Below are 25578 nucleotides of genomic sequence, written 5' to 3'. Positions count from 1 at the left end.
AAGCATCACTGCTAATTCCATAACGACGTCGTATGCCGCCCGAGCACCACGCGGCGCTCCCAGCTGGGAGTTGCCCACCGGGCCCGTGTCTCCCGTGACCCAGTAGTGAGGAGACCAGTGTCAGGGGCAAGATTGCGTCCGCCAGGGTCACCGAAGCGGGCGATGCTGGAAGGAAACCGTGTGAGCCGGATCTCGGTCCGGGGATTCGCAGTGGCCTCGGCCACCGCGGTCACCGCCGTCGGAAGCGTCGTAGGCGTCGCCTCGGGCAGTGTCGCCCAGCCGAACAACGACGCTGAGGCTACGGCAGCCGACACCACGCTCCTCGCTGACCTGCCCGCGGGCCAGCAGGCCCAGGTGCAGACCGCGTCCCTGACGCAGCAGGCCGACGCCGTGGCGATCCAGGCGGACGCGTCCGCCAAGAAGGACGCCGAGCAGGCCGCCCGGGTGGCCGCGGCCAAGACCGCCGAGGCCAAGAAGGCCCAGGCGGAGAAGGCCGCGAAGGAGGCCAAGGCGCGCGCCGACGCGAAGGAAGCGGCCAGCCGTTCCTCCGCGTCCAGCTTCCCGGTCCAGAGCTCGTACACCGTGGCGCAGATCCAGGCGATGGCGCAGCAGATGGTGGCCGGCGGCCAGTTCCAGTGCTTCAGCAACATCGTGGACCACGAGTCCAGCTGGAACTACCAGGCGGTCAACGCCTCCTCCGGTGCCTACGGTCTCTTCCAGGCCCTGCCCGGCTCCAAGATGTCCTCCGTGGGCGCCGACTGGCAGACCAACCCGGCCACGCAGATCAAGTGGGGCCTGAACTACATGAACTCCCGGTACGGCAGCCCCTGTCAGGCCTGGTCGTTCTGGCAGGCCAACCACTGGTACTAGGCGCTCCGCCGGGGTCCGGCCGACAAACGGCGCTGCGGTTCGTGGGTGTGTGCGGTTCGTACGCCTCCGCGGGTCCGATGTGGCTTCTCGCGCCCGCGCGGCGGAGCCGCAGGTCGGACACAGTCCCGCGCCCCTGACGGGGCGCTGTAGCCGGCCCTTCTCAACCATTCGCAGCCCCTCCCCGTCCTAGGGGGAGGGGCTGTTGCCTGTACGGTCGTTGGGGACGACTCCGGGGGAGTGGTGGGGAGAGAGCGAATCATGTCGCGCGTGCCTGAGTGGCTCGGCCGTATCGGTGCCGGACTGACCGAGATGAGCGAGCGGTTGGACGAGCGCCGGGCCGAGGTGGAGCGGGAGAACGCCGAGCCGGAGCCACCCGCTCCGGCCCTGTCGGTTCCGGCGCCCGCCCCGCCGTCGGCCCCACGGACCCCCGCGCCCGTACGCAAGCCGGTGCCGCGTCCCGACCCGGTGACCGCCATCCCCTGGGGCGTGCGGGTCGCGGCCGAGGCGGGCTGGCGGCTGCTGGTGCTGGCCGGCACGGTCTGGGTCCTGATGCGGGTCATCAGCGCCGTACAACTCGTCGTGTTCGCCTTCGTCATCGCGCTGCTGATCACCGCACTGCTCCAGCCGACGGTCGCCCGGCTGTGCCGCTACGGCATGCCCCGCGGCCCGGCCACCGCGCTCACCGCCATCCTGGGCTTCGTGGTGATCGGTCTGATGGGCTGGTTCGTGACCTGGCAGGTCATGGAGAACATCGACACGCTCTCCGACCAGGTCCAGCACGGCATCGACGATCTGCGCAACTGGCTGCTGAAGAGCCCCTTCCACGTCACCGACAAACAGATCAACCAGATCGCCAAGAACCTCCGCGAGGCGATCGGCGCCAACACCGACCAGATCACGTCGTTCGGTCTGGAAGGCGTCCAGGTGATCGTGGAGGCCCTGACCGGCATCCTGCTGGTCTTCTTCTCGACACTCTTCCTGCTGTACGACGGCGCGCGCATCTGGCAGTGGTTCCTGAAGCTCGTGCCCTCCGCCGCCCGTGAGGGAGTGGCCGGGGCCGGCCCGCGGGCCTGGCGCACGCTCACGGCCTACGTCCGGGGCACGGTCCTTGTCGCCCTCATCGACGCCATCTTCATCGGCATCGGCATCTACTTCCTGAACGTCCCGATGGCCGTGCCGCTGGCCGTCTTCATCTTCCTGTTCTCCTTCATCCCGCTCGTCGGCGCCGTCGCCTCGGGTGCGCTCGCCGTGATCGTGGCGCTGGTCACCCAGGGCGTCTTCGCCGCGGTCATGACCCTGGCCGTCGTCCTCGCGGTCCAGCAGATCGAGGGCCACATCCTCCAGCCGTTCATCCTCGGCCGTGCGGTCCGGGTCCACCCCCTCGGGGTGGTCCTCACGGTCGCGGCCGGCGGAATGGTCGCGGGCATCGGCGGCGCGGTGGTGGCCGTCCCGCTGGTGGCGGTGACGAACACGGTGGTCGGCTATCTCCGCCAGTACTCGCACGAACGGTACGAGGGCACCGAACCCGACGACGCCGATCAGCCACCCGGCTCAGCCCGTCCGGCGGCACCCGCTCCGGGCGAGTTGGAGGACGAGGCCGTTCAGGCCGAAGCGGGGTCCGGGGGCATGGCCCCCGCGAACGCGGAAGGCCCCGCCCACCAGGGGTGAGCGGGGCCCGCGGGGCGACGCCGTCCGCTCGGACGCCATCCGCCCGGCGGCTATTCGGTGCGCAGGCCGTCCGGGCGCATCAGACGCAGCAGCGGCGGGAGGCTGAGCAGGGTCACCGCCAGGACGACCGCCGCGCCGAAGCCGGTCATCGCCAGCACGCCCAGCCAGTCCACGCGCACCGTGGAGCCGACCATCTTCAGCAGCACCGAGCCCAGCGCCAGCCCCACCACCCCGGCCAGCAGCAGGCCGAGCCCGATCGGGATCGCGGTCTGCCACAGCACCGACAGGCTCAGCGTGCGGCGCCGGGTGCCGAAGGCGACCAGGACCGACAGCAGCTTCTTGCGCTCGCGCAACTGCTCCAACTGGCCGACCAGCAGACTCGCGCCGATCAACGCCAGCACGGCGGCCGCGCCGACCAGCAGCCCGGTGCGGATGGACGCGAACTTGCTGTTCAGCTCTCTCGCGGTCAGCGTTCCCGCGAGCATCAGCGGGTCGATCCGGACCGCCGTGTTGATCACGTACTCATGGACGTCGGGCACCGCGGAGTCGATGGACAGATAGACCACGCCCTGCACCGCCGTACTGGCGCCGGCAGGCAGCGCGCCGGGGGTGAGCAGGAAACCGCCGCGCTTGTAGCCGGTGGGATCCTCGCGGGACTGTGCCTGCTTCAGCTTCGCCGGTACCGTCCAGCGGCTCGCGGGGCCGTCGTCGTCCCCGCTGTAGGCCGGGTCGAGGTACAGCGTCCGGCCGTGCTTCTTCCCGGCCGTGAGCAGCTTCGTCGTCTCGGAGTCGGAATCGGACCCCTTCACCACGAAGGCGTCGCCGTCGTGGCAGGACGGCAGGGCCGCGATCTCCCGCAGCGAGGCGCAGTCGCCCACGCTCACCGTGGCGGTCCGCTGCGGGTCCTCGGCCCGGTCGCCGGCCTCGCCGTCGGCGATCGAGACCACCTTCCGCACGCCCTTGGTGGCCGTCATGGCCCGGGCCACCTTGGACACCGGGACGCCGTTCGGCACCTGGACCGACATCTGCGCGCGGTCGAGGTCGTTGCCGGTCGGCTTGGTGTAGTCGGCCTCGACACCGGCGAAGACCATCTGGAGCGCGATCGCCCCGGCCACCGCCACCGCGATGCCGTTGACCATGCGGGCCGCCGTACCGCTGCTCAACTGGAGTCGTCTGACCGCCAGTTGCCAGGCCACCGCGCCCTGCCCGAGCCGGCCGACGACCCTCTCCACGACCCACGGGAGCAGTGCCGTGATGCCGACCAGGAGGAGCAGGACGCCGCCGGTCACCAGGTACTGGTTGAAGCCGCCGCCGTTGCGGCCCTGCCCGACCATCGGGTAGAGCGCCGCCAGACCGGCCACCGGGAGCAGCAGCCGCCACCACAACCGACGGCGGGCGGGCTTCGCGGTACGCACCACGCCGAGCGGCTCGATGACCACCCCGCGCAGCGTGAACATGGTCACCAGCACGGCCGCCGCCGGAACGAGGACCGCCACCAGCAGGGCCAGCGCGGGCGAGGGGTTGAGATAGCTCGGGAACACGCTGATGCCGAACGCCTCGACGCTGCCCATGAGCTGACGGCCGATCAGGAAGAAGCCGCCGCCGAGGACAAGGCCGAGCAGCGCGCCCGCCATCGCCTCGCCGGCCGCGATCCGCCGTACCATCCGGCCGTCGGCACCGACCAGCCGCAGCGCGGCCAGCCGCCGGTCGCGGCGCTCGCCGCCGAAGCGGACGGCGGCCGCGACGAACACGGCGACCGGCATCAGCAGAACCACGAACACCACGAGGACAAGCAGCATGAGGACCGGGTCGCTCTCCGCGTCCGGCGACCGGGGGCTGCCGAAGTGGTCGATCCGGGCCACGTCCGGCGGGTGGATGTGGTCGGCGAGGTCGGCGGAGCCCGCGTAGTAGGCGAGTTCCTGGGAGCCGGTCAGCCCGCTCTCCGCGATGGTGGCGGTGATCCGGTACGGCAGCCGGGCCCGCAGGAGCGCTCCGTCGGGGGAGTCGAGCAGCCGCTTCAGCGCGGGCGAGACGGCCATCTCGCCGGGTGCCGGATACGTGGTGAGCCCGGGCGGCACCGGCGCCTTCGCGCCCTCCCGCTGGACCATCCGGCCGCGTATGTCGTCGCCGCGGTAGGGAGTGTCGATGTCCGCGATGACGAACGTCTTCTCGCCGGCCTTCAGGGGGTGGCCGAAGACGTACGTGTAGTCCGCCCGCGCCACATCGCGCTCATGGCGCACGGCCAGCGCGTTCGGGATGGCCGTGGTGAGCAGCAGCAGCGCCACCCCCAGGCCCACGCCGACCGCCGTCATCGCGGCCCGGAACCAGCCCTCGCGGCCGCCAGCGAAGGCGAACCGGACCCCCATGGCCAGATCCCTCGACGTGCCCCACGCCCGGTTTCGCTCGCGTGGGCGGTGCCCCGTGCCGGCGTTCATACCGCCCGCTCCATGTCCCGGGACTTGCCGTCGCGTACGACGATCTCGCGGTCGGAGTAGGCGGCCACCCGGGCCTCGTGCGTGACGAGGACGACGGCCGCGTTGGTGGAGCGGGCGGCGTCCGTCAGCAGTTCCATCACCCGCTCGCCGTTGAGCGAGTCCAGCGCGCCGGTCGGCTCGTCCGCGAACAGCACCCGCGGCCCGGTCACCAGCGCGCGTGCCACCGCGACCCGCTGGCCCTGACCGCCGGAGACCTCTCCGGGCCGCTTCCCGGCGAGGTCGTCGACCTCCAGGCGCCCCATCCAGTCCAGCGCGGTCCTCTCGGCCTCCTTGCGTGAGGTGCCGTTCAGCCGCAGCGGCAGCGCGACGTTCTCCACGCAGGTCAGTTCGGGCACCAGCTGCCCGAACTGGAAGACGAACCCGAACTCGCTGCGCCGCAGCGCGCTGCGCTCGGCGTCGTTCATGGTCGCCAGCTCCCGGCCGGCGTACATGATCGAACCGGCGTCGGGCGGCACGATCCCGGCGAGGCAGTGCAGCAGCGTCGACTTGCCGGACCCGGAGGGGCCCATCACGGCGACGACCTCGCCCGGGTGAATGGAGAAGTCGGCTCCGTCGAGGGCGACGGTCGGGCCGTACGCCTTGCGCAGGCCCTCGGCCGTGAGCAGCGAACCAGCGGGGGCGTTCACTTGGCCACCACCGCCCGGAGCTTGTCGAGCCGCGCCGCGGTCAGTTCCAGCCACCGCAGGTCGGCCTCCAGATGGAACAGGGCGTGGTCGCAGATGAGCTGGTCCGCGAGGTCGCCGTGGCGCTTGCGGTCGGTGAGGATGCGCATGCTGCGCAGATGCTCGGAGCGCTGGCTGTCGAGGATGTCGCCGGCGTCGCGGTGCGTCAGCAGGGCGAGCACGACCTTGGTGTACAGAGTCGACTGGAGGTACTCCGCCGGCTTCTCGGGGGTCGCCAGCCAGTGCTCGACGTCGGTGATCCCGGCGTCGGTGATGGCGTACCGCTTCCGCTCGGGACCGCCGCCGGCCTCGATGCCGTCGACTTCCACGAGCCCGTTCTTCAGCAGCCGGGACATCGTCGAGTAGACCTGGCCGTAGTGCAGCGGCCGGTCGTGACCGAACTTCTCGTCGAAGGCCCGCTTCAGGTCGTAACCGTGGCGCGGACCGGACTCCAGGAGTCCCAGGAGGGTGTGACCGATGGACATGCCGAGCACTCTACACACGGTGTATACGCGGTATGTATACATGCCGTGTGCAGATCATGGCCCGCTGTGCGCCCGCTGTGCTCAGGCGCAGGTGGGGGCCGATTGTCACGGTTCTGCGACAGCGCGATGTCACAGCGGCGGGGGTCCCTCTCGTCTCTGCTGCGACATGGGTCTCCCGGATCAGGAAGGTGATGGCCGTGCGGGTCTTCGTGGCTGGTGGCAGTGGGGTTCTGGGGCGGCGGCTGGTGGCGCGGGGGCATCAGGTGACGGCGACCACGACCGGCGCGGCCGGGCTCGCGCTGCTGGGGGAACTGGGCGCGGACGCGGTCGTGATGGACGGCCTGGACGCGCTGTCGGTCGGCGCGGCGGTCGCCGGGGCCCGCCCGGACGTGATCGTCCATCAGCTGACCGCGATCTCCGTGGCGCACGCCGGCAAGCCCGACATCAGGCACCCGGACCGCTGGTTCGCCCGCACCAACCGGCTGCGCACCGAGGGCACGGACCATCTGCTCGCCGCCGCCGAGGCGGCCGGCGTGCCCCACGTCGTCGCGCAGAGCCACGCCAGCTGGAACGGCGTCCGTGAGGGCGGCTGGGTGAAGACGGAGGAGGACCCGCTGGACCTGATGGAGGGGACGCCCGCGCACGGCGGGATGCTGGCCCTGCGCCACCTGGAGGACGCGGTCCTGCGGGCCGGCGGCGCGGCACTGCGTTACGGCGCCTTCTACGGCCCGGGCGCCATCGACGACCAGGTGGAACTGATCCGCAGACGCCAGTACCCGCTGGTCGGCCGGGCCACCGGGTACAGCAGCTGGATCCACCTCGACGACGCGGCGAGCGCGACCGTCCTCGCGGTGGAGCGACGGGCGCGGGGCGTGTTCAACATCGTCGACGACGATCCCGCGCCGGCCGCCGAGTGGCTGCCGTACCTGGCCGAGTGCGCCGGGGCGAAGCGGCCGCCGCGGGTGCCGGTGTGGCTGGCCCGCCTCCTGGCCGGCGAGCAGGCTGTCGTCATGATGACCCAGGGCCGTGGCTTCTCCAACGCCAAGGCCAGACGGGAGCTGGGCTGGGAGCCGCGGTACTCCTCCTGGCGGCAGGGCTTCAAGGAGGAGCTGGCGTGAGCTCCGGCCGGGGTGACACCTGACCGCGCCGATTGTCCATATGTTGACCGGGTTTGTTATATCAAAGTGATATCACTTACGGCCCTGGGCAACCCTCCGTCTCCTCCGCTCGTCCGTTCCGTTGGGCGGGGTGCTGATTGTCACGTCCGAAAAAGGGCAGATCGTGCGCCCTTTGTCATAGAGAGCGGTGTTAGCTTTCTGGACTGACCTGAGCCACGTACTTGTGTGACACCCGTACACACGTGTGACAGTCGAGACGAAGCGGAGCAGACGGACTCATGGGACGAGCGGACGAGAGAAGAGCGCGACAGCGTGGCGGCCGCCGCGCCGAGCCCCGGTACCGCACGTCCGAGCCGTCCGAGACCGAGACGCAGACGACGGCGGAGGGCGGCACCACCACGACCCTCGGGTCGCCGGCCGACCCGGCCGCCGGTGCCGCCGAGGGCGCCACCCGCGCGGAGCGCCGCCGGGCCGCCGCCAGGAAGCCGGGCAGACCCGGCCCGCCGGGGAAGCCCGCCAAGGGCCGGATACGCAGGTTGTTCACCTGGAAGAAGATGCTCGGCGCGTTCTTCACCCTCTGTCTGCTGGGCATCGGCTCCTTCATCGCGCTGTACATGATGGTGAGCATCCCCGAGGGCAACGCGCTCGCGCAGACGCAGAGCAACGTCTACAAGTACAGCGACGGCTCGCTGCTGGCCCGCAAGGGCACCGTCAACCGTGAGATCGTCGACCTCTCCAAAGTCCCGAAGGAGGTCCAGCACACCTTCGTCGCCGCGGAGAACAAGACCTTCTACACCGACAACGGCATCGACCTCAGGGGCATGGCCCGCGGCCTCTACAACACGGCGCGCGGCCGCGGCACCCAGGGCGGGTCGACCATCACCCAGCAGTACGTCAAGAACTACTACCTCGACCAGAACCAGACGGTCACCCGCAAGCTGAAGGAACTGGTCATCTCGCTGAAGGTGGACCGCGAGAAGTCCAAGGACGACATCCTCGCGGGCTACATCAACACCAGCTACTACGGCCGCGGCGCCTACGGCATCCAGGCCGCCGCCCAGGCCTACTACCGTGTCGACGCCGAGAAGCTCTCGGTCCAGCAGGGCGCCTACCTGGCCGCGCTGCTCCAGGCGCCCAGCCAGTACGACTGGGCGGTGGCGGGGCCCATCGGCAAGAAGCTGGTGCAGGAACGCTGGAACTACGTCCTGGACAACATGGTCAAGCAGGGCTGGCTGGACAAGTCCAGGCGTGACGCCATGAAGTTCCCGGTGCCCAAGCCGCCGAAGGCCGCCTCCGGTCTGGAGGGCCAGAAGGGCTACCTGGTCGAACTGGCCAACACCCAGCTGGAGAACCAGCTGATGAAGCAGCAGAACATCACCCGGTCCGAAGCGGAGGCCCTCGTGGTCGACCAGGGCTGGACGATCACCCTGAACATCGACCCGAAGAAGCAGGCGAAGCTGGAGACGGCCGTCAAGAGCCAGCTCACCAGCAAGCTCGACGGCAAGAAGCGCAAGGTCGACAAGAACGTCCAGGCCGGCGCCGTCTCCGTCGACCCCAGGACCGGCAAGATCCTCGCCATGTACGGCGGCGTGGACTACTACAAGCACTACACCGACAACGCCACCCGCGCCGACTACCAGCCGGCGTCCACCTTCAAGCCGATCATCCTCGCCGCCGCGCTGGACCAGGACGCCAAGACGCAGGACGGCAAGGACATCAACGCCAACACCATCTACGACGGCACCAGCGGCCGTGCGGTCAAGGGCAGCGACATCGCCTTCTCGCCGCCGAACGAGGACGACGCGGACTACGGCAACATCACCGTGCAGACGGCGATGAACAAGTCCGTCAACTCGGTGTTCGCACAGATGGGTGTGGACGTCGGCATGAAGAACGTGCTGAAGACCGCTGACGACCTCGGCCTGGACACCGAGAAACTCCAGGCGGTGCCCGCGATGACCCTGGGCAGCATGGGCGCGAGCCCGCTGGAGATGGCCTCGGTGTACGCCACCTTCGACAACCACGGTCAGAAGGTCACCCCGTCGATCCTCGCGTCGGCGGAGAAGACCGGCCGCAAGGTGGACCTGCCGGACCCGATCGGCGAGCAGGTGATCAGCCGTGAGGCGGCCGACCAGGTGACGTCGGTGCTGACCGGTGTGGTCGACGACGGTACGGCCAAGGTGTCGGTGGCCCAGAACCCGCTGCGCAAGGGCCAGCAGGTGGCGGGCAAGACGGGTACGTCCGACTACAACAGGTCGGCCTGGTTCACCGGTTACACGCCGGACCTGGTCACCTCGGTCGGGCTGTTCGGCGAGGACGCCAAGACCCACAACCAGGTCCCGCTGACCGGCGCCACGGGCCTGATCCCCGGCACCGGCCGCATCAACGGTGGCGGTTACCCGGCGCAGATCTGGGCGGCGTACACCTTCGGCGTCACGAAGAAGGCCAAGTTCGACCTGAACACCGAGCTGGGCGCGGCCGTCCAGCCGACGGTGTCGCCGACCCCCAGCGCGACCCCGTCCCAGACCCCCTCCGAGACCCCGAGCTCGACCCCGACGAGGTCCGCGACCCCGTCCCGGACTCCGTCCCAGACCCCGAGCTCGACCCCCACGAATTCCGCCACCCCGACCAGCAGCGCCCCGTCGACCCCGCAGCAGAGCCCGACGGGCGGCATCACGAACAACCCGCTGGACCCGGGGTCCGGGGGGTAGCCGACAGCGAACGCCCGCACCGGTGCTTCGTACGGTGCGGGCTCGTCGTGGCCGCTCGCGCAGTTCCCCGCGCCCCTGTCGGGGCGCTACGGCTGACGCCCCTGAAAGGGGCGCGGGGCTGTATCTGATGTGCGGCTCCGCCGCGTGGGCGCGACCGTTTCCGGTGGTTTCGTGTGTTGGCGAGGAGGGCTGGCGGCAGCGCCGCGCAGGGGCGCGGGGAACTGCGCGACCGGCCCCCACCGGCCCGCAGCTTCCCGACCACCTCAAGCCCTACGGCGCAGCCCCGCGGCGCTACCTGTTGAGCTCGAACCAGACGACCTTCCCGGTGCTGAGCCGGGTCGCTCCCCACCGTCGGGCCAGCCGGTTCACCAGGTACAGCCCCCGGCCGCCCTCGTCCGTCGCCCGGGCCTGCCGCAGGCGCGGCAGCTGGGGCACGTCGTCCCCCACCTCGCACCGCAGCACGTCGGTGCGCAGCAGCCGCAGCGTCACCGGCCGCGACGCGTACCGCACCGCGTTCGTGACGACCTCGCTGACCAGCAGCTCGACGGAGTCGGTCAGTTCCTCGAGCCCCCAGCGGGCCAGCGCCCTGCGCGCCAGCCGCCGGGCCCGGCCCGGCGCCGCGTCCTCCGGCTCCAGGAACCAGAACGCCACATCGCTCGGCGCGATCCCGTCGAACCGGGCCGCGAGCAGCGCGATGTCGTCGTCCCGGTCACCCGGCCCGAGCATGTCGAGCACCTCGTCGCACAACGCCTCCAGCGGCGGCGGGTGGTCCGGCCCGGTCAACTGCGCGGTCGCGGCGAGCTTCTCGCGCAGCTGCTCTATACCGGTCCACACGTCGCGCAGCCGGGACTCCACCAGCCCGTCGGTGTACAGCAGCAGCGTCGCCCCGGCCGGCGCGTCCAGCTCCACCGCCTCGAAGTCGACCCCGCCGACGCCGATCGGCGCCCCGGCCGGCACCCGCAGCACCTCGGCGTGGCCGCCCAGATGCAGCAGCACCGGCGGCGGATGGCCGGCGTTGGCGATGGTGATGCGGTGCGACACCGGGTCGTAGACGGCGTACAGGCAGGTCGCCATGCGGTCGGTGCCCAGCCGCTGGGCCTGCTCGTCGAGGTGGTGCAGGACCTCCTGGGGCGGCAGGTCGAGGCCCGCCAGCGTCTGGGCGGTCGTGCGCAGCTGGCCCATGATGGCCGCCGACGTCATCGAGTGGCCCATGACGTCGCCGACGACCAGCGCCACCCGGCTGCCGGGCAGCGGAATGGCGTCGTACCAGTCGCCGCCGACCCGCGCGGTCTCGGCGGCCGGCAGGTAGCGGGAGGCCAGCCGCACACCCGTGGCGCTCGGCAGGTTCTCCGGCAGCATGGTCCGCTGCAGCTCGTCGGCGATGTAGGCCTCCCGGCCGTACAGCACCGCCTTGTCGATGCCGAGCGCGCTGTGCGTGGCCAGCTGGGCGGCGACCAGCAGGTCGTCGGCCTCGAACGCCAGCCGCTCCGGGCGGCGCAGGAACAGGGCCGCGCCGATCACCCGGCGCCGGCCGCGCAGCGGGGCGAGGATCGCGCGCTGGTCGCCGGGGACGAGCGATTCGGCGCCCTCACCGAGGAGTTCGGGCAGGGCGGCGCGGGCGGCGGGGGCATCGGCGAAGACCGGTCGTACGCCCCGCAGCACCTCGTTGAGCGCACCGCCCGGCCGTACCTCGCACAGCTCCGCGGTGAGCGCGGCCAGGCCGATGTCCGCCGGATCCGGCTCCGGGACCGGCACCGGCAGGAAGCCGCCCTCGGTGTCCCGCTCCTCCGGGATCCGGTCGGTGCGGCGCAGCCGCAGCAGCACCGGGCCGACGGGCCGCTCGTCGCCGACCGGCAGCGGGTCGCGCAGATAGACCAGGATCGCGTCGGAGAAGGTCGGCACGGTCGCCCGGCACAGCCCCATCACGATCTCGTCCAGGTCGATGCCCCGGGCGATCCGCCGGGTCGCGGCGCCCACGAAGCGCAGCCGGTCGCCGTCGCGCCGCATCGGCATCGGCCGGCCCGGCGGCACACCGCGTCCGGTGCGGCGCTCCTGGGCGCCCACCGTCCGCTCCGGCTCGGCGCCGGGCTGCGGCGGGATGCCCTCCGGGGTGGGGCGCGGCCGGTGCGGATCGGGCTCAGCGCTGGTGGGCTGGGCGTGCTCGGGGCCGTTGACGGAGTGCTCCTCGGACGTGCTGGTACCGGGACCGGAGGGCGTCTCGCCCGCGCGGGCCTGTGCCGGTAAGGCGGTGCCGCCGCGCGGACAGGGCTGCGGCTGGTTCTGTGCCTGCGGCTGTGACTGGGGTTGCGGGGAACGCATGAGTGCCCCGCGGTCCTCCGCGGGGTCGGCGCCCGGCTGTGGGCGCTCGTAGGAGGTGGGGTGCTCCGTCACGCGTGTCGAATCCGTCCGTCCGGGGCTGCGCGCCGGGCGCGCAGGTGGTCCCGCCGAAGTCCCGATACCCGGATTACGTGCCCCAGGAACGGAATTCCGGCGTGGCTGGAGGCTGTTCCCGTGCCCCCGGCGAACGGTCTGCGGCCCGCGCACCGCTCGCCGGTGTTGCCCTCGTACCCCTCGCTCACGTCCTGCCGCCCCTTCGGTGACGTTCGATCAAGCCCGGCGCATGCTCCGGGAGTTGTGCGCACGCTTCCTTGCGGAGGACGATCCTACGGTTGTGGACCGGGGGCGTATCAAGGATCTCACGAGGAGACGTGCGCGGGCGTACGGTCCCAGTCCTCCGGCAGCGACGGTACTCCCCAGGACGGGTCGGGGCGCCAGTGCTGCCAGCCGTCCGAGAAAGGCGGCTCCCAGGCCTCGACGGCGGCCACCGCGGCCAGGCCGGCCGTCCGCACCGCGGCGGCCGTCCCCGCGTCCATCAGCCCGTCCCGCTGGGCCTGCGCGAACTCGTCCTCGTCGAGCCAGTGCCAACGCCGGTCCGGGTGCACGGAGATGTCCAGAAAGTGGTCCTCCGAGTCCACTCCGCCACCCCAGCGGACCAGCGGGTGTTCAAGGTTGACGTACCAGTTCTTGAACCGCCAGCCCGGCTCCCAGAACAGCCACACCGACCAGGGCTGACCAGGCCGGGCCAGCTTCAGCACGCCCGTGCCGCGCCAGTGGCCGCGGGTGACGGACCGGGGCTTGGTGTAGCGGGACTCCAGCGGCTCCTCGCCGACCGACGAGCCGTCGGCGAGCACCGGCCTGACGCACTCGGTGCCGGGGGCCAGCCAGACGGCCAGCAGCTCCTCGTCGTCGCGGACGACGGTGACGGGGCGCGCGATGTGGAAGCCGTTCCCGGCGTTCTCCCGGTAGCGCCACAGGATCTGGCTCCCCGGTGCCCAGAAACCGGCCCCGTCACCGGTCGCACCGCCCGTTTCCCCGCGCCTCACGCGTCTCATCGCTCCACCGTCTGCCATGCACAGATATTAGGTGCCACAGGCATACGACGCTGCGGCGGACGTCACGGTTCTGGCCGGCGGCGCGAAACGTTCGCGGGCGGTCACGGCCGTGTCATCCGCAGGACATCCAGCGCCTCGTCCAGCTGCCCGACGGTCAGATCGCCCCGCTCGACGTACCCGCCCTCCAGGACCACCTGGCGGATCGTCTTCCGCTCGGCCAGCGCCTTCTTGGCGACCTTGGCGGCCTCCTCGTACCCGATGTACTTGTTGAGCGGCGTGACCACGGACGGCGACGACTCGGCGTACTCCCGCGCCCGCTCCCGGTGCGCGGTGATCCCGTCCACGGTCCGGTCGGCGAGCAGCCGCGTGACGTTGGCGAGCAGCCGGACGGACTCCAGCACGTTCTTCCCGATGACCGGCAGCATCACGTTGAGCTCGAAGTTCCCGGCCGCGCCCGCCACCGCGATGGTCTGGTCGTTCCCGATCACCTGCGCGGCCACCATCAGCACGGCCTCGGGGATGACCGGGTTGACCTTCCCGGGCATGATCGAGGACCCCGGCTGCAGATCCGGCAGCGCGATCTCGGCGAGCCCGGTCCGCGGCCCGGAGGCCATCCACCGCAGATCGTTGGCGATCTTCGTCAGCCCGACCGCGATGGTCCGCAGCTGCCCGCTGGTCTCCACGATCCCGTCCCGGGCGCCCTGCGCCTCGAAGTGGTCGCGCGCCTCCGTGAACGGCAGCCCGGTGACCCGGGCGACCTCCTCGATCACGGCGGCGGAGAACCCGGGCGGGGTGTTGATCCCGGTCCCGACGGCGGTCCCGCCGAGCGGCAGCTCCGCGAGCCGGGGCAGCGCGGCCCGCAGCCGCTCGACGCCGTACCGCACCTGCGCCGCGTACCCGCCGAACTCCTGCCCGAGCGTCACCGGCGTGGCATCCATCAGATGCGTCCGCCCGGACTTCACGACGTCGGCGAACTCCTCGGCCTTGCGGGTGAGGGCCGCGGCGAGGTGTTCGAGGGCGGGGATCAGGTCGTGGGTGACAGCGGCGGTGGCGGCGATGTGGATGGAGGAGGGAAAGACGTCGTTGGACGACTGCGAGGCGTTCACGTGGTCGTTGGGGTGGACGTCCCGCCCGAGCCGCTCGGTCGCCAGCGTCGCGACGACCTCGTTGGTGTTCATGTTCGACGAGGTGCCGGACCCGGTCTGGAACACGTCGACGGGGAAGTGCTCGTCCCAGTCGCCCCGGGCCACCTCCTCGGCCGCCTCCTGGATCGCCTGGGCGATGTCCTTGTCGACCACCCCCAACTCGGCGTTCACCTTGGCCGCCGCGCCCTTGATCCGGGCCAGCGCCTCGATGTGCGCGCGCTCGATCCGCTGCCCGGAGACGGGGAAGTTCTCGACGGCCCGCTGCGTCTGGGCCCGCCACTTGGCGTGGGCGGGGACCCGGACCTCGCCCATGGAGTCGTGTTCGATGCGGTAGTCGCTCATGTCGTTGTCAGCGATCGGGGAGCGGTGGTTGTTCCGGGCGCCTGCTGCATTGGCACCACCGACGTCACCGGGACGGGGGACCACACCCCTCCCCACCGAGCCGGACATCGCAGACAAATGTGACTATCAACCGAACCCAAGGTGACAGGGCGACTCCCGCCGTCACCAAGTCCGGCAGGAGGGCCAATCGATGAACTTCACTCCCAAAGGTGTACTCGGCGCCGTCGCGGCGGTCTCCATAGGTGCGACGACCCTGCTGGGTGCGGGAACCGGCACCGCCGTCGCGGCCGGCCGCGCCCACTGCGACCGCGCCGAACGGCCCGTCTTCAGCGGCGACCCCAGCCGCAACATGACCGCCCACGGCTGCAGCGTGCCGTCCGGCGGACGCCACTGGTACCACGTCGAGATCGACGACCTCGTCCAGCCCCTGCACAGGACGGAGTACCTGAACGGCCCGGTGGAGCGGACCGAGAAACTGCACAAAAGAACCATCAGGTGCATGGGCTACATCGCCCACGGAGACACCCTGGACTGGTTCGGCTGCATCCCCCACTGACGAACCCTCACCGCGTCACCCCCCATCCGACGCCCTGCACCTCCACGAGCCCGTGGGGTGTTCGGGGGTGAAGGCCGGGCGGTGCCCCTCCGGCGGCCCGTCCGGTGCTTGAGGGTGAAGGCCGGTCCGTACCCCCGCCCATCAGCCCGTCCGGCGTTCGAGGACGAGGCCGTTCAGGCCGATGCGGGGGTTCGGGGGCGGTGCGCCTTCTTCACCTCGCGCTTTCATGAAGCGGGTTGTCCGGCAGACGGTCAGGAACACAGAAAGTGCCTCTGACCAGCAAGAATGAGGACGGCGCCGCACGCGGTCCGAAGTCCGCAGCCGGGTCTGGTCGTTGGCGGGCAAGAACGCCGACCTGGGCGTCGCCGAGGAGACGTACACGGCGATAATGCGCGAGCGCGACCGGATCGACGCCGACATCGCGCACCTGACCGAGACACGGGATGCACTCGACGTGCTGATCAAGGCCAACAGCCGGCACCGGGCGGAGCTGTCCACGTCCCCGGAACCGGTGCCACAGTCGGCCTGACGCTGTGACCTGCACCACAGTCGCTTGCCTCTTACGTTGATGTCAGAGGTGAGGATGGCGACAGCGCCCGGAACCACCGGGCCGGTCGTACGGGAGGCGTCGGAAGATGGGGCAGGCGTGGGGTTTCGGCAGGCATGGTGGGCCCGAGGTGCAGGAGTTCTTCGATCGCCCCGATCCCGCCCCCGGTCGCGGCGAGGTGCTGATCCGGGTCACCGTGGCCGGCGTGAACCCCCTCGACCACCTTCTGCGTTCGGGTCTGGTCCCCGGGCTCGACGGCGGGCGTCCGTTTCCCCGCGTGCTGGGCATGGAGGCAGCGGGAACCGTTCTCGCCCGGGGCGAGGACGGCGACGGGTTGGAGGTGGGTGACGAGGTCTTCGGCTTCGCACTCACCGGTGGCGGCACTTACGCCGAGACGACGGTGCTGTCCGCGCCGAACACCGCGCGCATCCCGGCGGGTCTGTCCGCGACCGTGGCGGCAACGCTGCCGGTGGCCGGGACGACCGCGGTGGATGCGCTCGACCAGCTCGGCCTCCCGGCCGGTGCCACGGTCCTGGTCAACGGGGTCGGGGGCGGGGTCGGCCTCGCCGTCGCCCGGCTGGCCGCCGCGCGCGAGTTGCGTGTGATCGGTACCGGGAGTACCGCCAAACGCGAGCACGCCGAAGCCGTCGGGGTGCGGTTCATCGACTACGCCGCCGGGGACGTCACCGCCGCGGCACGCGAGCTGGTTCGGGACGGTTTCGACGGGATCGTCGACCTGGTCGGAGGCGCCTCGCTGCGGACGGTCGCTCCGCTGGCCCGGGATCCCCGCAACGTCATTGCCGTGGGTGACATGTCTGTGCCCGATCTCGGTGGGCGTTTCGTCGAGCGTCGCCTCGACCGCGAGAACCTGGAGCGGTCTGCCCGGCTGGCCCTCGACGGAGTCCTCGCACCCGTGATTACCGCGGTCCACCCGCTCTCCGACGCCCCGGCCGCCCTCGCCGCCGTTGAGAACGGTCACACCTCGGGCAAGGTGGTCATCAAGGTGGCATGAGAAGTGCCCGGCCGCCCGACGCCGTCGACCGTCCGTCGCGGACTGACGAGAGCCCGTGGTCAGTGCATCACCAACTGAGCACGGGCGGCCCTTCCTGTAAAAATCCGGTGCGCAGGATTGCGCGCAGAGCCCGCTTCGTAGAACACGTCGAGCAACAGCGCGAGGTTGCTGGCAGCCGTCTACGCGGCCTGGTCGGTATTCGCGTTGTCGGGTACACAGAAGCGGGGGTGAGGTGACTGCGGCCTGGTCTGTGCTCCCTGTGTGGCTTGCACGGCCCCCTGCACGCCGATCTCGCCCTATGCAACGGAGAGCCCCCGGCTGACGCCAGGGGCTCTTCGGGGGTTGCTGTCGGATCAGCCGAGACCCGGCCCCCGGACCGGGATCGTGGTGAACGTCGGAGCCGGGGCAGGGTCCTGGAAGAAGTCATCGACTTGTTCCGTTGGTGGCACTGTCCGTAGCATCCGCGCATGATCTCTAACCCGAGGGTGCTGGGCAACGTCCGCTTGTCCGTCATGAAGGACGACACCACCAGCCCGGAGAAGCAGCGCGCGGCCGTCGAGCACTGGGCGCACGGCCCCTCTATAGAAGGACGCATCGTGGGGTGGGCCGAGGACGTAGACGTGTCCGGCGCTATGCACCCCTTCAAGAGGCCGGGGCTCGGTCGCTGGTTCAACGAGCGGGCCGACGAGTGGGATGTGTTGGCCGTCTGGAAGCTCGACCGCCTCAGCAGGAAGGCGGGTCACTTCGCCGAGGTCTTCGAGTGGTGCCAGAAGCGCGGCAAGGTGATCGTGTCCGTGACCGAGGGCATCGACATGTCCACCCCCATGGGAAAGATGTTCGCGCAGATCATCGCCGCGTTCGCGGAAGGCGAGTTGGACACCATTCGTGCGCGCGCTCTGTCCGGCTCGATGACCCGGAAGGCGAAGGGCGTTTGGATCGGCGGTGTACTCCCGTTCGGATACCGATTTGAGCGCCAAGAGGACGGGGGGAAGAAGCTCATTCAGGATGACGAATACGCGAACCTTCTCCGTGACATTGTGCAGAAGCTGAAGAGCGATTGGTCCTCTTACAAGATTGCCGTTGATCTGAACAAGCGTGGCGTTCCTACGTGGCGGGATCACCTGCGCATTGATCGTGGCGACGAACCGAAGGGTGTCGCTTGGACCGCTAACGCTATCCGAGCGATCGTGACTAATCCCACGGTCGGCGGTATCTACACCTATAAGGGTGAGACTGTCGCGGATGACGATGGTGAGCCGGTACGGATCACGGATGACCCGCTCATGGAATACGGGGAGTGGGCGGAACTGGTGGCCAGCATCACGGCTAACCGTCCGGTTTCGCGCGCTACGCCCTCGCGTTCCATGTTGGGAGGGGTGGCCGTGTGCGATGTGTGCAGCGCCCGTATGTCTTCGTCCAAGAAAACGAAGGAGAACGGCAGAGTTTTCCATTACTACGCGTGCAATAACATCAACACGGGGACTTGTTCCGATCCCGGGCGCATCAGGAGGGAAGATCTCGATATGGTCGTCGGCCAGTTCGTGAATGTCACCCTTGGCCCCCTACCTGTAATGGAGAGGGTTGGCAATTCGATCAGCCAAGGGAAGACGGAACTGGTGGAAGCCGAAGCCATGCTTGACAGGCTGGAGGCGGACTATCTGGCCGGTCGTATCAAGACTGAAGTTCAGATCGAACGCTACTGGAAGCAGCACGAATCCCAATCGGCCAAGGTTGAGCGACTGCGTAACGAAATCAAGGAAGCGGAGGATGCACCCGCCTGGAAGGAAACGGGGCGCAACTATGCGGAAGAATGGGCCACGAAGGATGATGAACAGCGTCGGGTGTTCCTCCAGCGTCATGGGGTAACGATCACGGTCGGGAAGAACGAAGATGGAAATCGACGAGTCGTTTGCAAGATGCTTGAGCTTGCGGAGATCGCTAAGGAGACTGGGCTTCACGTCCCCGAAGGGTATTGGATGACCGAGCCCGAAGCGGAGTTCGTCTTGCCCGCGCGTCGTCCGTACAGCGGCGGATAGTCACCTAACCCTCTGATCCCCTGGCCCCCGTTGCGTGTAAACGCTTCGGGGGCCTTCTCATGTCTGCACTCTCGGGGAGGGCGTTTACACGCTCTCACTCTTCCTGTTTAAACACCCTTTCTTGAAACCGCCGGTCGTTTGATGCTATGCCGCAACCATCTTTGATTCCGCCACCCTCCCTGGCGTACAACCGGATCACAGCTCAGCAGTCAAGTCGGGGCCTTCCTTATTCCCACACCTGAAGTGGAGCTATGTGAATGACGTTTCTAGAGCGGTACGCGGAAACTATCGAAGTGAGCAGAGCGAAGCTGCGGAATCGCGGTTCTGCCCTCGCGGCTGAGACGGCACTACCGACCGGGCAAGCCGCCCTGTGGTACGCCGACGCGATTCAGTGCGTACCGCGTAGCGGTCAGGCCGTTGCCAGGCAGATTGCTCGCCTGTGCGGCGACGATTCCGAGGTCAGCCTTCCGTGGCGTTCGCTTGCCGATGCCGTCGGCGTACGCGACCGGGCAGGGAAACCTTCGCCGCTATACGGAGCGCGGGGCAAAGGCTTTAACCGATGCCGGGTGGCTGGAAGTTGAAACGGTCGGGAGTAAGCGCGGAGCGAAGACGACGTTCCGACTCCTTCCCGGTGAGCGGTCCTCGGAATGCTTGGGGTGGATCGATGATGCGGAGTGGTTCGCCGAGGTGACCTGAACGGCCCTCGGCGACTTATGGCCTTAGTAAGGCCCCTTCGGGGGCCGTTAGCTGCTGCGCTCCGCTACGCAGCTATGCCCTGGCCGTTCAAGGCCAGGAGAAGTTATGGCCTTAGAGAGGCAGCGCCCCTCGAAGGGCGCTGCTCTATAGAAGCTCACCACCGTTCGCTTCACGCCTTGGCCGAGTAACAAAGGCCAGTGAAGACAACCTCACTACCGGCACCCCGCCGAGGGTGCCCTAACCCTTTCTATATAGAAGCGCCCCCCTGTAGGGGCGCTCTCTTGGAGTAGCTATGCCTAAATTTATGTGCAGCCGCTGTAAGCGGCTCTATCCGCTCGGCTCCCACTGTGAGCCGTGCGCCCGGTCCGGAGCGAAGCGGCGGGAGCAGAGGAGAAAGTACACGCGCCCTTCGGCCTGGGCGCGGGGATACAACACACAATATCGGAAAGCTAGAGCCGCGATCCTCGCGGACGACCCTGTCTGCTCTATCTGCAATGCTCGGCCGGCTACCACGGCCGATCACATAGTTCACCCAATTGAATGAAGTATTCAGCCATGTTCCACTTTCCGTGAATACGCACCAAATACTGGCGTTCGGAATATCTGTATATATCACGATGGGTGACTTTTTTGATGACGGGGCTGTATGTACTTATGCTTGTATGAAACTCCTTGAGGGCTTCCGACTCATCTCCTTCGATCTCTGAAATCGTGTGCATCATGGGCGGCGGGTCAAACGTGTGCGCGGTGATTATCCACTTCGGCATGGCGACCTTTTCTTGGGGAGAGGGCTTTTGATTTGTTGCGTTCCGCGCAGCCTAAGCGGAACGAATGGCATAAAGAGGACCGCCTAGGCGGGATCGCCTGTCGGTTCAGGTGCCGTATTACCGCCAGATTCCGCGTCATCGCGCGCTCGCTCACGCTCTCGGGAATCTCGACCAGCCCCTCACCCGTAGGCGGCTGGAATGCTTTGGACACGTCGCCCTGTACGACGAACGTTCCCCGCTTCGTGGCGTACACGTTCGGGCAGTCGCCTTCACCGCACTCGCCGTTCCCGTTACCGGTGAGCCGAGTCAGTTCTTCGCGCGCCATTGCGAACCCCCTGATGCATGGCCCCGGTTGGGCCGTCAGTACGACGGTACGAGGGGGCACCTCAGGACGTCTATGCGTTCACGCGACTATGCGCGTTGTCGCATAAACCGGTGTCAGGAGGGGCCGTGCGGCCGTCTGTCGCGGCCTGGCCCCGATGCGAGGCCTTATGCGGCCCTGTGCGGGCCGCTCGCGGACGAGACGGCCCCGACCGCGAAGAGCCCCCGACCGAGGGCCAGGGGCTATATGCGCGGGTTGCTGCCTGGGTCAGGCCAGGCCGGGGCCCCGTACCGGGATGGTCGTGAAGGTAGGCTGAGAGAGTTGCTGCGGGCTGAAGAAGTCGTTGCCCTTGTCGTCGACGACGACGAACGCCGGGAAGTCCTCGACCTCGATCTTCCAGACGGCCTCCATGCCGAGCTCCTCGTACTCGACGACCTCCACCTTCTTGATGCAGTCCTGGGCGAGACGCGCGGCCGGACCGCCGATGGAACCGAGGTAGAAGCCGCCGTGCGCCTCGCACGCGTCGGTGACCTGCCTGCTGCGGTTGCCCTTGGCCAGCATCACCTTGGACCCGCCCGCGGCCTGGAACTGCTCGACGTAGGAGTCCATGCGGCCGGCCGTGGTCGGTCCGAAGGAACCGGAGGCGTACCCCTCGGGGGTCTTCGCCGGACCGGCGTAGTACACCGGGTGGTCCTTCAGGTACTGCGGCATCTCCTCGCCCGCGTCCAGCCGCTCCTTGATCTTGGCGTGCGCGATGTCACGGGCCACGACCAGCGGGCCGGTGAGCGAGAGCCGGGTCTTGACCGGGTACTTGGTCAGCTCGGCGAGGATCGTGTCCATCGGCTGGTTCAGGTCGATCTTCACCACGTCCGAGGACCCCGCGGCGGAGCCGCTGTCAGATTCGGTCAGGTGCTCGTCCGTGGTCTCCGGCAGGAACCGCGCCGGGTCCGTCTCCAGCTGCTCCAGGAAGACGCCCTCGGCGGTGATCTTCGCGACGGCCTGCCGGTCCGCGGAGCAGGACACGGCGATGGCGACCGGGCAGGAGGCGCCGTGCCGCGGCAGCCGCACCACGCGCACGTCGTGGCAGAAGTACTTGCCGCCGAACTGCGCGCCGATGCCGATCTTCTGCGTGAGCTCGAAGACCTTCTGCTCCAGGTCCTTGTCCCGGAACCCGTGCCCGAGTTCCGAGCCCTCGGCCGGGATCTCGTCCAGGTAGTGCGCGGAGGCGTACTTGGCGGTCTTCAGGGCGTACTCGGCACTCGTGCCGCCGACGACGATCGCCAGGTGGTACGGCGGGCAGGCGGCCGTGCCGAGCGAACGGATCTTCTCCTCCAGGAACTTCATCATGGAGGCCTCGTTGAGGACGGCCTTCGTCTCCTGGTACAGGAACGACTTGTTGGCCGAGCCGCCGCCCTTCGCCATGAAGAGGAACTTGTAGGCGCCGCCGTCGGTGGCGTAGAGCTCGATCTGGGCCGGCAGGTTCGACCCGGTGTTCTTCTCCTCCCACATCGTGAGCGGAGCCATCTGCGAGTAGCGCAGGTTGAGGTTCTGGTAGGCGTCGTAGATGCCGCGGGAGAGGGCGGCCTCGTCACCGCCCTCCGTGAGGACGTTCTGCCCGCGCTTGCCCATGACGATCGCCGTGCCGGTGTCCTGGCACATGGGCAGCACGCCGGCCGCCGCGATGTTCGCGTTCTTCAGCAGGTCGAGCGCGACGAACTTGTCGTTGTTCGACGCCTCGGGATCGTCGATGATGCGCCGCAGTTGCGCGAGGTGGGCGGGCCGCAGGTAGTGCTGGATGTCGTGGATCGCCTCCTCGGCCAGCTTGCGCAGCGCCTCCGGCTCCACCTTGAGGAACGTCCGCCCGTCCGGTCCCTCGACGGTGGCCACACCCTCCGAGGTCACCAGCCGGTACGGGGTGGTGTCCTCGCCCTGGGGGAGCAGATCGGTGTACGCGAACTCAGGCATCTCAGCCCATTCCTCACTCTGACGGACGGCTGCCCGCCGACGCTGGCGGGCCTCACCAGCGTAGAACCTGCCACCGACACGGAACCTGTGAGGTAAGGCTCAGTTCGGGAAGCGTGCGGGTTTCCGGGTTTTCCACAGGCCGCGACGAGGGGGTAGTCGCGATCTATCGCGTTTCGGTACCCTGCTGCCGTGGACCTTCAGAAGCAGACCCCTCAGGAGCACGCCGGAGCGCCGGTGGCCGAGCTGCGCGCCTCGGACGCCGACCGTGACCGCATCGCCGACATCCTGCGGGAGGCCCTCGCCGAGGGGCGCCTGACCGCCGACGAGCACGCCGAGCGCGTGGAGGGGGTGCTGAACGCCAAGACGGTGGGCGAGCTGGAGGTCTTCATACGGGACCTGCCCGCGGCCCACGCCCGCCCGGCGGGCCCGGTCTATACACCGGTGCCGCCCCGGCCGACGCCCGGCGCGATCCCCGTGGAGGCGGACAGCAACGTGGTGGCCGTCTTCAGCAGCGCCCGCCGCCGGGGCCGCTGGCGGGCCGGCCGCCGGCTGCACGCCTACGCGGTCTTCGGCTCCATCGAGCTCGACCTCACCGAGGCGATCTTCGAGTACCAGCAGGTCGTCATCAAGGCGGTCTCGGTCTTCGGCGACGTTCAGATCCGCGTCCCGGAGAACGTGTCGCTGCGTGGCACCGGCGGTGGCGTGCTCGGCAACTTCGAGGCGGACACGCTGGACTCGGTCGACTCCGACGCCCCGGTCGTCTACGTCGACGGCTGGGCCGTCCTCGGCAACGTGGAGGCGCGGCCGAAGCGCGGAAAGCTCATCGAGGACATCCTGGACCGGGTTCAGGACAAGGTCGACCGGAAGTTGCGCAAACACCTGGACCGTTGACGGTCGCGAACCACTCCCGGCCCAGCGGCACCAGGAGTCGTGAACTGGCCGCCGTGGTACGGCTGTTGAGGACGCTGTGCATAGGCCCGCGCACAGCGGGTAGGCCTTGCTGCATCGTCTCTCGCTCGCGAAGCCGTCGTCAGGAGTAGACCCGTGCTGCAACCGCCGCGTTCGTCCCTGCAGGTAGCTGCCGTTCCGGCCCAGCGGGTGCCAGTGCGGGACAGGGACCAAGACGCACCCTGGCACACCGAGGCGGTGTGCCGGCGCGACGAGGCAGGCCTGTTCTTCGCACCCTCCAAGGAACCCACCGCTGCCCGGCTGTCCCGGGAGGAGGCGGCCAAACGGGTCTGCGCCCGTTGTCCCGTGATGGTCGAGTGCCGCGAGCACGCGCTGCTCCAGCCCGAACCCTACGGCGTCTGGGGCGGCCTCACCGCGGCGGAGCGCCGCGTGGTCCTGGCCCGCCGCAGGCGCCGCGACATGGAACTGAAGAAGGCGGCAAGGGCGGCGGCAGCGAACCGCATAGCCCAGGCAGGCTGACGAAAAGGCGCCCTCTCCGCACCGAGGGCGCCTTTCTGACCGACCCGAGGGACACCGCGCCCCTTCGAGGCGGGGGACCGCGCTGATGCGCGCCTGCCGCCACGCGAGCGCGACGGACGGCATCTCGCGGCGCCGCAGGCGCAACCCCCCAGGGGCGCGGGGCTGCAGTCGCTGCGCGGCTTCCGCCGCATGCGCGCGGCCGGCCACGACGCATCCGCGGCCGTCGACGGCCCGCAGCCCCTGCTCCCGAGGCCCAGGCGTTACTTCGGCCTGTCGAAGTCGACCGTGCTGTAAGCCCGCAGCTTGCGCAGCCGGTGCTCGGAGTCGATCCGCCGCACCGTCCCCGACTTCGACCGCATCACGATGGACTCGGTCAGCGCGGTCTCCGACCGGTACCGCACGCCCCGCAGCAGTTCGCCGTCCGTGATCCCGGTGGCGACGAAGAACACGTTCTCCCCGGTCACCAGGTCCTCGGTCGTCAGCACCCGGTCCAGGTCATGCCCGGCGTCGATGGCCCGCTGCCGCTCCTCGTCGTCCTTGGGCCACAGCTTGCCCTGGATGGTCCCGCCCAGGCACTTCACCGCGCACGCCGAGATGATGCCCTCGGGCGTGCCGCCGATCCCGAGCAGCATGTCGACGCCCGTGCCCTCGCGCAGCGCGTAGATCGACCCGGCGACGTCACCGTCGGAGATCAGCTTGATGCGTGCGCCGGCCTCCCGGATCTCCTTGATGATCCCTTCGTGGCGAGGCCGGTCGAGGATGACGACGGTCACGTCCTCCGGGGTGGCCCGCTTCGCCTTGGCGACCCGCCGGATGTTCACGGAGACGGGCGCGTCGATGTCGACGAAGTCCGCCGCCTCCGGTCCTGTGACCAGCTTGTCCATGTAGAACACGGCGGACGGGTCGAACATCGCCCCGCGTTCCGCCGCGGCCAGCACGGCGATCGCGTTGGGCATGCCCTTCGCGGTGAGCGTCGTCCCGTCGATCGGGTCGACGGCGATGTCGACCTCGGGCCCGGTGCCGTCCCCGATGCGCTCTCCGTTGAAGAGCATCGGGGCCTCGTCCTTCTCGCCCTCACCGATGACGACCACGCCGTTCATCGACACGGTGGAGACGAGGGTCCGCATGGCACGCACCGCGGCGCCGTCGGCGCCGTTCTTGTCGCCGCGGCCCACCCAGCGCCCCGCGGCCATCGCGGCGGCTTCGGTCACCCTGACGAGCTCCAGGGCGAGGTTACGGTCGGGGGCCTCGGAGGGAACATCGAGTTCGGACGGCAGATGATGATGCTCGGTCATCGGAGCGCACCTTTCTGATACGACGACGGCCGGATGAGGGTTTTCCCGTCGACTCTATCGCCAGGC

Annotated in this window: 18 protein-coding genes and 1 pseudogene; 10 read left to right on the top strand and 9 right to left on the bottom strand. The window is 69.3% G+C overall.

What is annotated here, in order from left to right; all coding sequences use genetic code 11:
* Positions 1 to 180 precede the first annotated feature (180 nt).
* On the top strand, positions 181 to 870 hold the full coding sequence (locus LQ326_RS10905) for an aggregation-promoting factor C-terminal-like domain-containing protein (protein ID WP_491074086.1): 690 nt from the start codon (positions 181 to 183) through the stop codon (positions 868 to 870).
* Between the two features lie 258 nt (positions 871 to 1128).
* The gene (locus LQ326_RS10900) at positions 1129 to 2538 is read left to right on the top strand and encodes an AI-2E family transporter (protein ID WP_234535114.1); all 1410 of its coding nucleotides are present in this window, start codon (positions 1129 to 1131) and stop codon (positions 2536 to 2538) included.
* A gap of 50 nt (positions 2539 to 2588) precedes the next feature.
* Here the strand turns inward: LQ326_RS10900 and LQ326_RS10895 are convergent, their stop codons facing one another.
* Genes LQ326_RS10895 through LQ326_RS10885 form a run of 3 tightly spaced genes read right to left on the bottom strand, consistent with a single transcriptional unit; the run spans position 2589 to position 6180 of the window.
* On the bottom strand, positions 2589 to 4973 hold the full coding sequence (locus tag LQ326_RS10895; RefSeq protein ID WP_234535112.1) for an ABC transporter permease: 2385 nt from the start codon (positions 4971 to 4973) through the stop codon (positions 2589 to 2591).
* Positions 4970 to 5659 carry an ABC transporter ATP-binding protein gene (locus tag LQ326_RS10890; protein WP_181806639.1) on the bottom strand — a complete coding sequence of 230 codons (690 nt, stop codon included), beginning with the start codon at positions 5657 to 5659 and terminating at the stop codon, positions 4970 to 4972. The genes LQ326_RS10895 and LQ326_RS10890 overlap by 4 nt, the downstream gene beginning before the upstream one ends.
* Positions 5656 to 6180, bottom strand: a complete 525-nt coding sequence (locus LQ326_RS10885; protein ID WP_181806640.1) for a PadR family transcriptional regulator — start codon at positions 6178 to 6180, stop codon at positions 5656 to 5658. Before LQ326_RS10885 ends, LQ326_RS10890 begins: the two co-directional genes overlap by 4 nt.
* Positions 6181 to 6371: 191 nt before the next feature.
* On the opposite strand from LQ326_RS10885, the gene LQ326_RS10880 reads away from it, so the two are divergent.
* Both LQ326_RS10880 and LQ326_RS10875 read left to right on the top strand, forming a co-directional pair.
* Positions 6372 to 7298, top strand: coding sequence for an NAD-dependent epimerase/dehydratase family protein (locus tag LQ326_RS10880; RefSeq protein ID WP_234535111.1), 927 nt, complete (start codon positions 6372 to 6374; stop codon positions 7296 to 7298).
* A gap of 278 nt (positions 7299 to 7576) precedes the next feature.
* Positions 7577 to 10009: a transglycosylase domain-containing protein gene (locus LQ326_RS10875; protein WP_234535109.1), complete on the top strand. Its 2433-nt coding sequence runs from the start codon at positions 7577 to 7579 to the stop codon at positions 10007 to 10009.
* Positions 10010 to 10300: 291 nt separating this feature from the next.
* On the opposite strand, the gene LQ326_RS10870 is transcribed toward LQ326_RS10875, so the two are convergent.
* The 3 genes from LQ326_RS10870 to LQ326_RS10860 all read right to left on the bottom strand — a co-directional run bounded on the left by LQ326_RS10870 (position 10301) and on the right by LQ326_RS10860 (position 14888).
* Positions 10301 to 12400, bottom strand: a complete 2100-nt coding sequence (locus LQ326_RS10870) for a SpoIIE family protein phosphatase (protein WP_234535107.1) — start codon at positions 12398 to 12400, stop codon at positions 10301 to 10303.
* A 305-nt stretch (positions 12401 to 12705) separates the two neighbouring features.
* A complete protein-coding gene (fomD, locus tag LQ326_RS10865) occupies positions 12706 to 13419 on the bottom strand; it encodes a cytidylyl-2-hydroxypropylphosphonate hydrolase (protein ID WP_372496808.1) in 714 nt (237 codons plus the stop codon).
* 83 nt (positions 13420 to 13502) lie between these two features.
* The gene (locus tag LQ326_RS10860; RefSeq protein ID WP_234535102.1) at positions 13503 to 14888 is read right to left on the bottom strand and encodes a class II fumarate hydratase; all 1386 of its coding nucleotides are present in this window, start codon (positions 14886 to 14888) and stop codon (positions 13503 to 13505) included.
* Positions 14889 to 15078: 190 nt separating this feature from the next.
* Here LQ326_RS10860 and LQ326_RS10855 point away from each other — a divergent pair, with 190 nt between their 5' ends.
* The 4 genes from LQ326_RS10855 to LQ326_RS10840 all read left to right on the top strand — a co-directional run bounded on the left by LQ326_RS10855 (position 15079) and on the right by LQ326_RS10840 (position 19039).
* Complete coding sequence (locus LQ326_RS10855) at positions 15079 to 15444, top strand: hypothetical protein (RefSeq protein ID WP_234535100.1); 366 nt, start codon at positions 15079 to 15081, stop codon at positions 15442 to 15444.
* A 334-nt stretch (positions 15445 to 15778) separates the two neighbouring features.
* Positions 15779 to 15973, top strand: coding sequence for a hypothetical protein (locus LQ326_RS10850; RefSeq protein WP_234535098.1), 195 nt, complete (start codon positions 15779 to 15781; stop codon positions 15971 to 15973).
* Positions 15974 to 16121: 148 nt separating this feature from the next.
* Entirely contained in the window at positions 16122 to 17003 is an 882-nt protein-coding gene (locus tag LQ326_RS10845) for an NADP-dependent oxidoreductase (protein WP_234535096.1), read from the top strand.
* A gap of 467 nt (positions 17004 to 17470) precedes the next feature.
* The gene (locus tag LQ326_RS10840; RefSeq protein ID WP_234535094.1) at positions 17471 to 19039 is read left to right on the top strand and encodes a recombinase family protein; all 1569 of its coding nucleotides are present in this window, start codon (positions 17471 to 17473) and stop codon (positions 19037 to 19039) included.
* A gap of 1599 nt (positions 19040 to 20638) precedes the next feature.
* Here the strand turns inward: LQ326_RS10840 and LQ326_RS48655 are convergent.
* A pseudogene (locus tag LQ326_RS48655) lies at positions 20639 to 20827 on the bottom strand (hypothetical protein); the annotation flags it as partial.
* Between the two features lie 264 nt (positions 20828 to 21091).
* Positions 21092 to 22789: a fumarate hydratase gene (locus LQ326_RS10835; protein ID WP_234535092.1), complete on the bottom strand. Its 1698-nt coding sequence runs from the start codon at positions 22787 to 22789 to the stop codon at positions 21092 to 21094.
* Between the two features lie 189 nt (positions 22790 to 22978).
* Between LQ326_RS10835 and LQ326_RS10830 the strand changes: the two genes are divergently transcribed.
* The gene (locus LQ326_RS10830) at positions 22979 to 23680 is read left to right on the top strand and encodes a DUF1707 SHOCT-like domain-containing protein (protein ID WP_234535091.1); all 702 of its coding nucleotides are present in this window, start codon (positions 22979 to 22981) and stop codon (positions 23678 to 23680) included.
* A 153-nt stretch (positions 23681 to 23833) separates the two neighbouring features.
* Positions 23834 to 24217 carry a WhiB family transcriptional regulator gene (locus LQ326_RS10825; RefSeq protein ID WP_234535089.1) on the top strand — a complete coding sequence of 128 codons (384 nt, stop codon included), beginning with the start codon at positions 23834 to 23836 and terminating at the stop codon, positions 24215 to 24217.
* A gap of 260 nt (positions 24218 to 24477) precedes the next feature.
* Here the strand turns inward: LQ326_RS10825 and glpX are convergent, their stop codons facing one another.
* Positions 24478 to 25512, bottom strand: coding sequence for a class II fructose-bisphosphatase (gene glpX, locus LQ326_RS10820; RefSeq protein ID WP_234535087.1), 1035 nt, complete (start codon positions 25510 to 25512; stop codon positions 24478 to 24480).
* Positions 25513 to 25578: the final 66 nt, after the last annotated feature.

Origin of the sequence: Streptomyces shenzhenensis (assembly GCF_021462265.1) — a bacterium.
GTDB classification, from domain to species: Bacteria; Actinomycetota; Actinomycetes; order Streptomycetales; family Streptomycetaceae; genus Streptomyces; species Streptomyces shenzhenensis.
This window is presented reverse-complemented; position numbering and strand designations above follow the sequence as displayed.

Coding starts and splice junctions, on each gene's coding strand:
- fomD (WP_372496808.1), bottom strand. CDS start 13,419: ATGGCAGACGGTGGAGCGATGAGACGCGTGAGGCGCGGGGAAACGGGC.
- LQ326_RS10885 (WP_181806640.1), bottom strand. CDS start 6,180: ATGTCCATCGGTCACACCCTCCTGGGACTCCTGGAGTCCGGTCCGCGC.
- LQ326_RS10895 (WP_234535112.1), bottom strand. CDS start 4,973: ATGAACGCCGGCACGGGGCACCGCCCACGCGAGCGAAACCGGGCGTGG.
- LQ326_RS10875 (WP_234535109.1), top strand. CDS start 7,577: ATGGGACGAGCGGACGAGAGAAGAGCGCGACAGCGTGGCGGCCGCCGC.
- LQ326_RS10860 (WP_234535102.1), bottom strand. CDS start 14,888: ATGAGCGACTACCGCATCGAACACGACTCCATGGGCGAGGTCCGGGTC.
- LQ326_RS10880 (WP_234535111.1), top strand. CDS start 6,372: ATGGCCGTGCGGGTCTTCGTGGCTGGTGGCAGTGGGGTTCTGGGGCGG.
- LQ326_RS10835 (WP_234535092.1), bottom strand. CDS start 22,789: ATGCCTGAGTTCGCGTACACCGATCTGCTCCCCCAGGGCGAGGACACC.
- glpX (WP_234535087.1), bottom strand. CDS start 25,512: ATGACCGAGCATCATCATCTGCCGTCCGAACTCGATGTTCCCTCCGAG.
- LQ326_RS10840 (WP_234535094.1), top strand. CDS start 17,471: ATGATCTCTAACCCGAGGGTGCTGGGCAACGTCCGCTTGTCCGTCATG.
- LQ326_RS10900 (WP_234535114.1), top strand. CDS start 1,129: ATGTCGCGCGTGCCTGAGTGGCTCGGCCGTATCGGTGCCGGACTGACC.
- LQ326_RS10855 (WP_234535100.1), top strand. CDS start 15,079: ATGAACTTCACTCCCAAAGGTGTACTCGGCGCCGTCGCGGCGGTCTCC.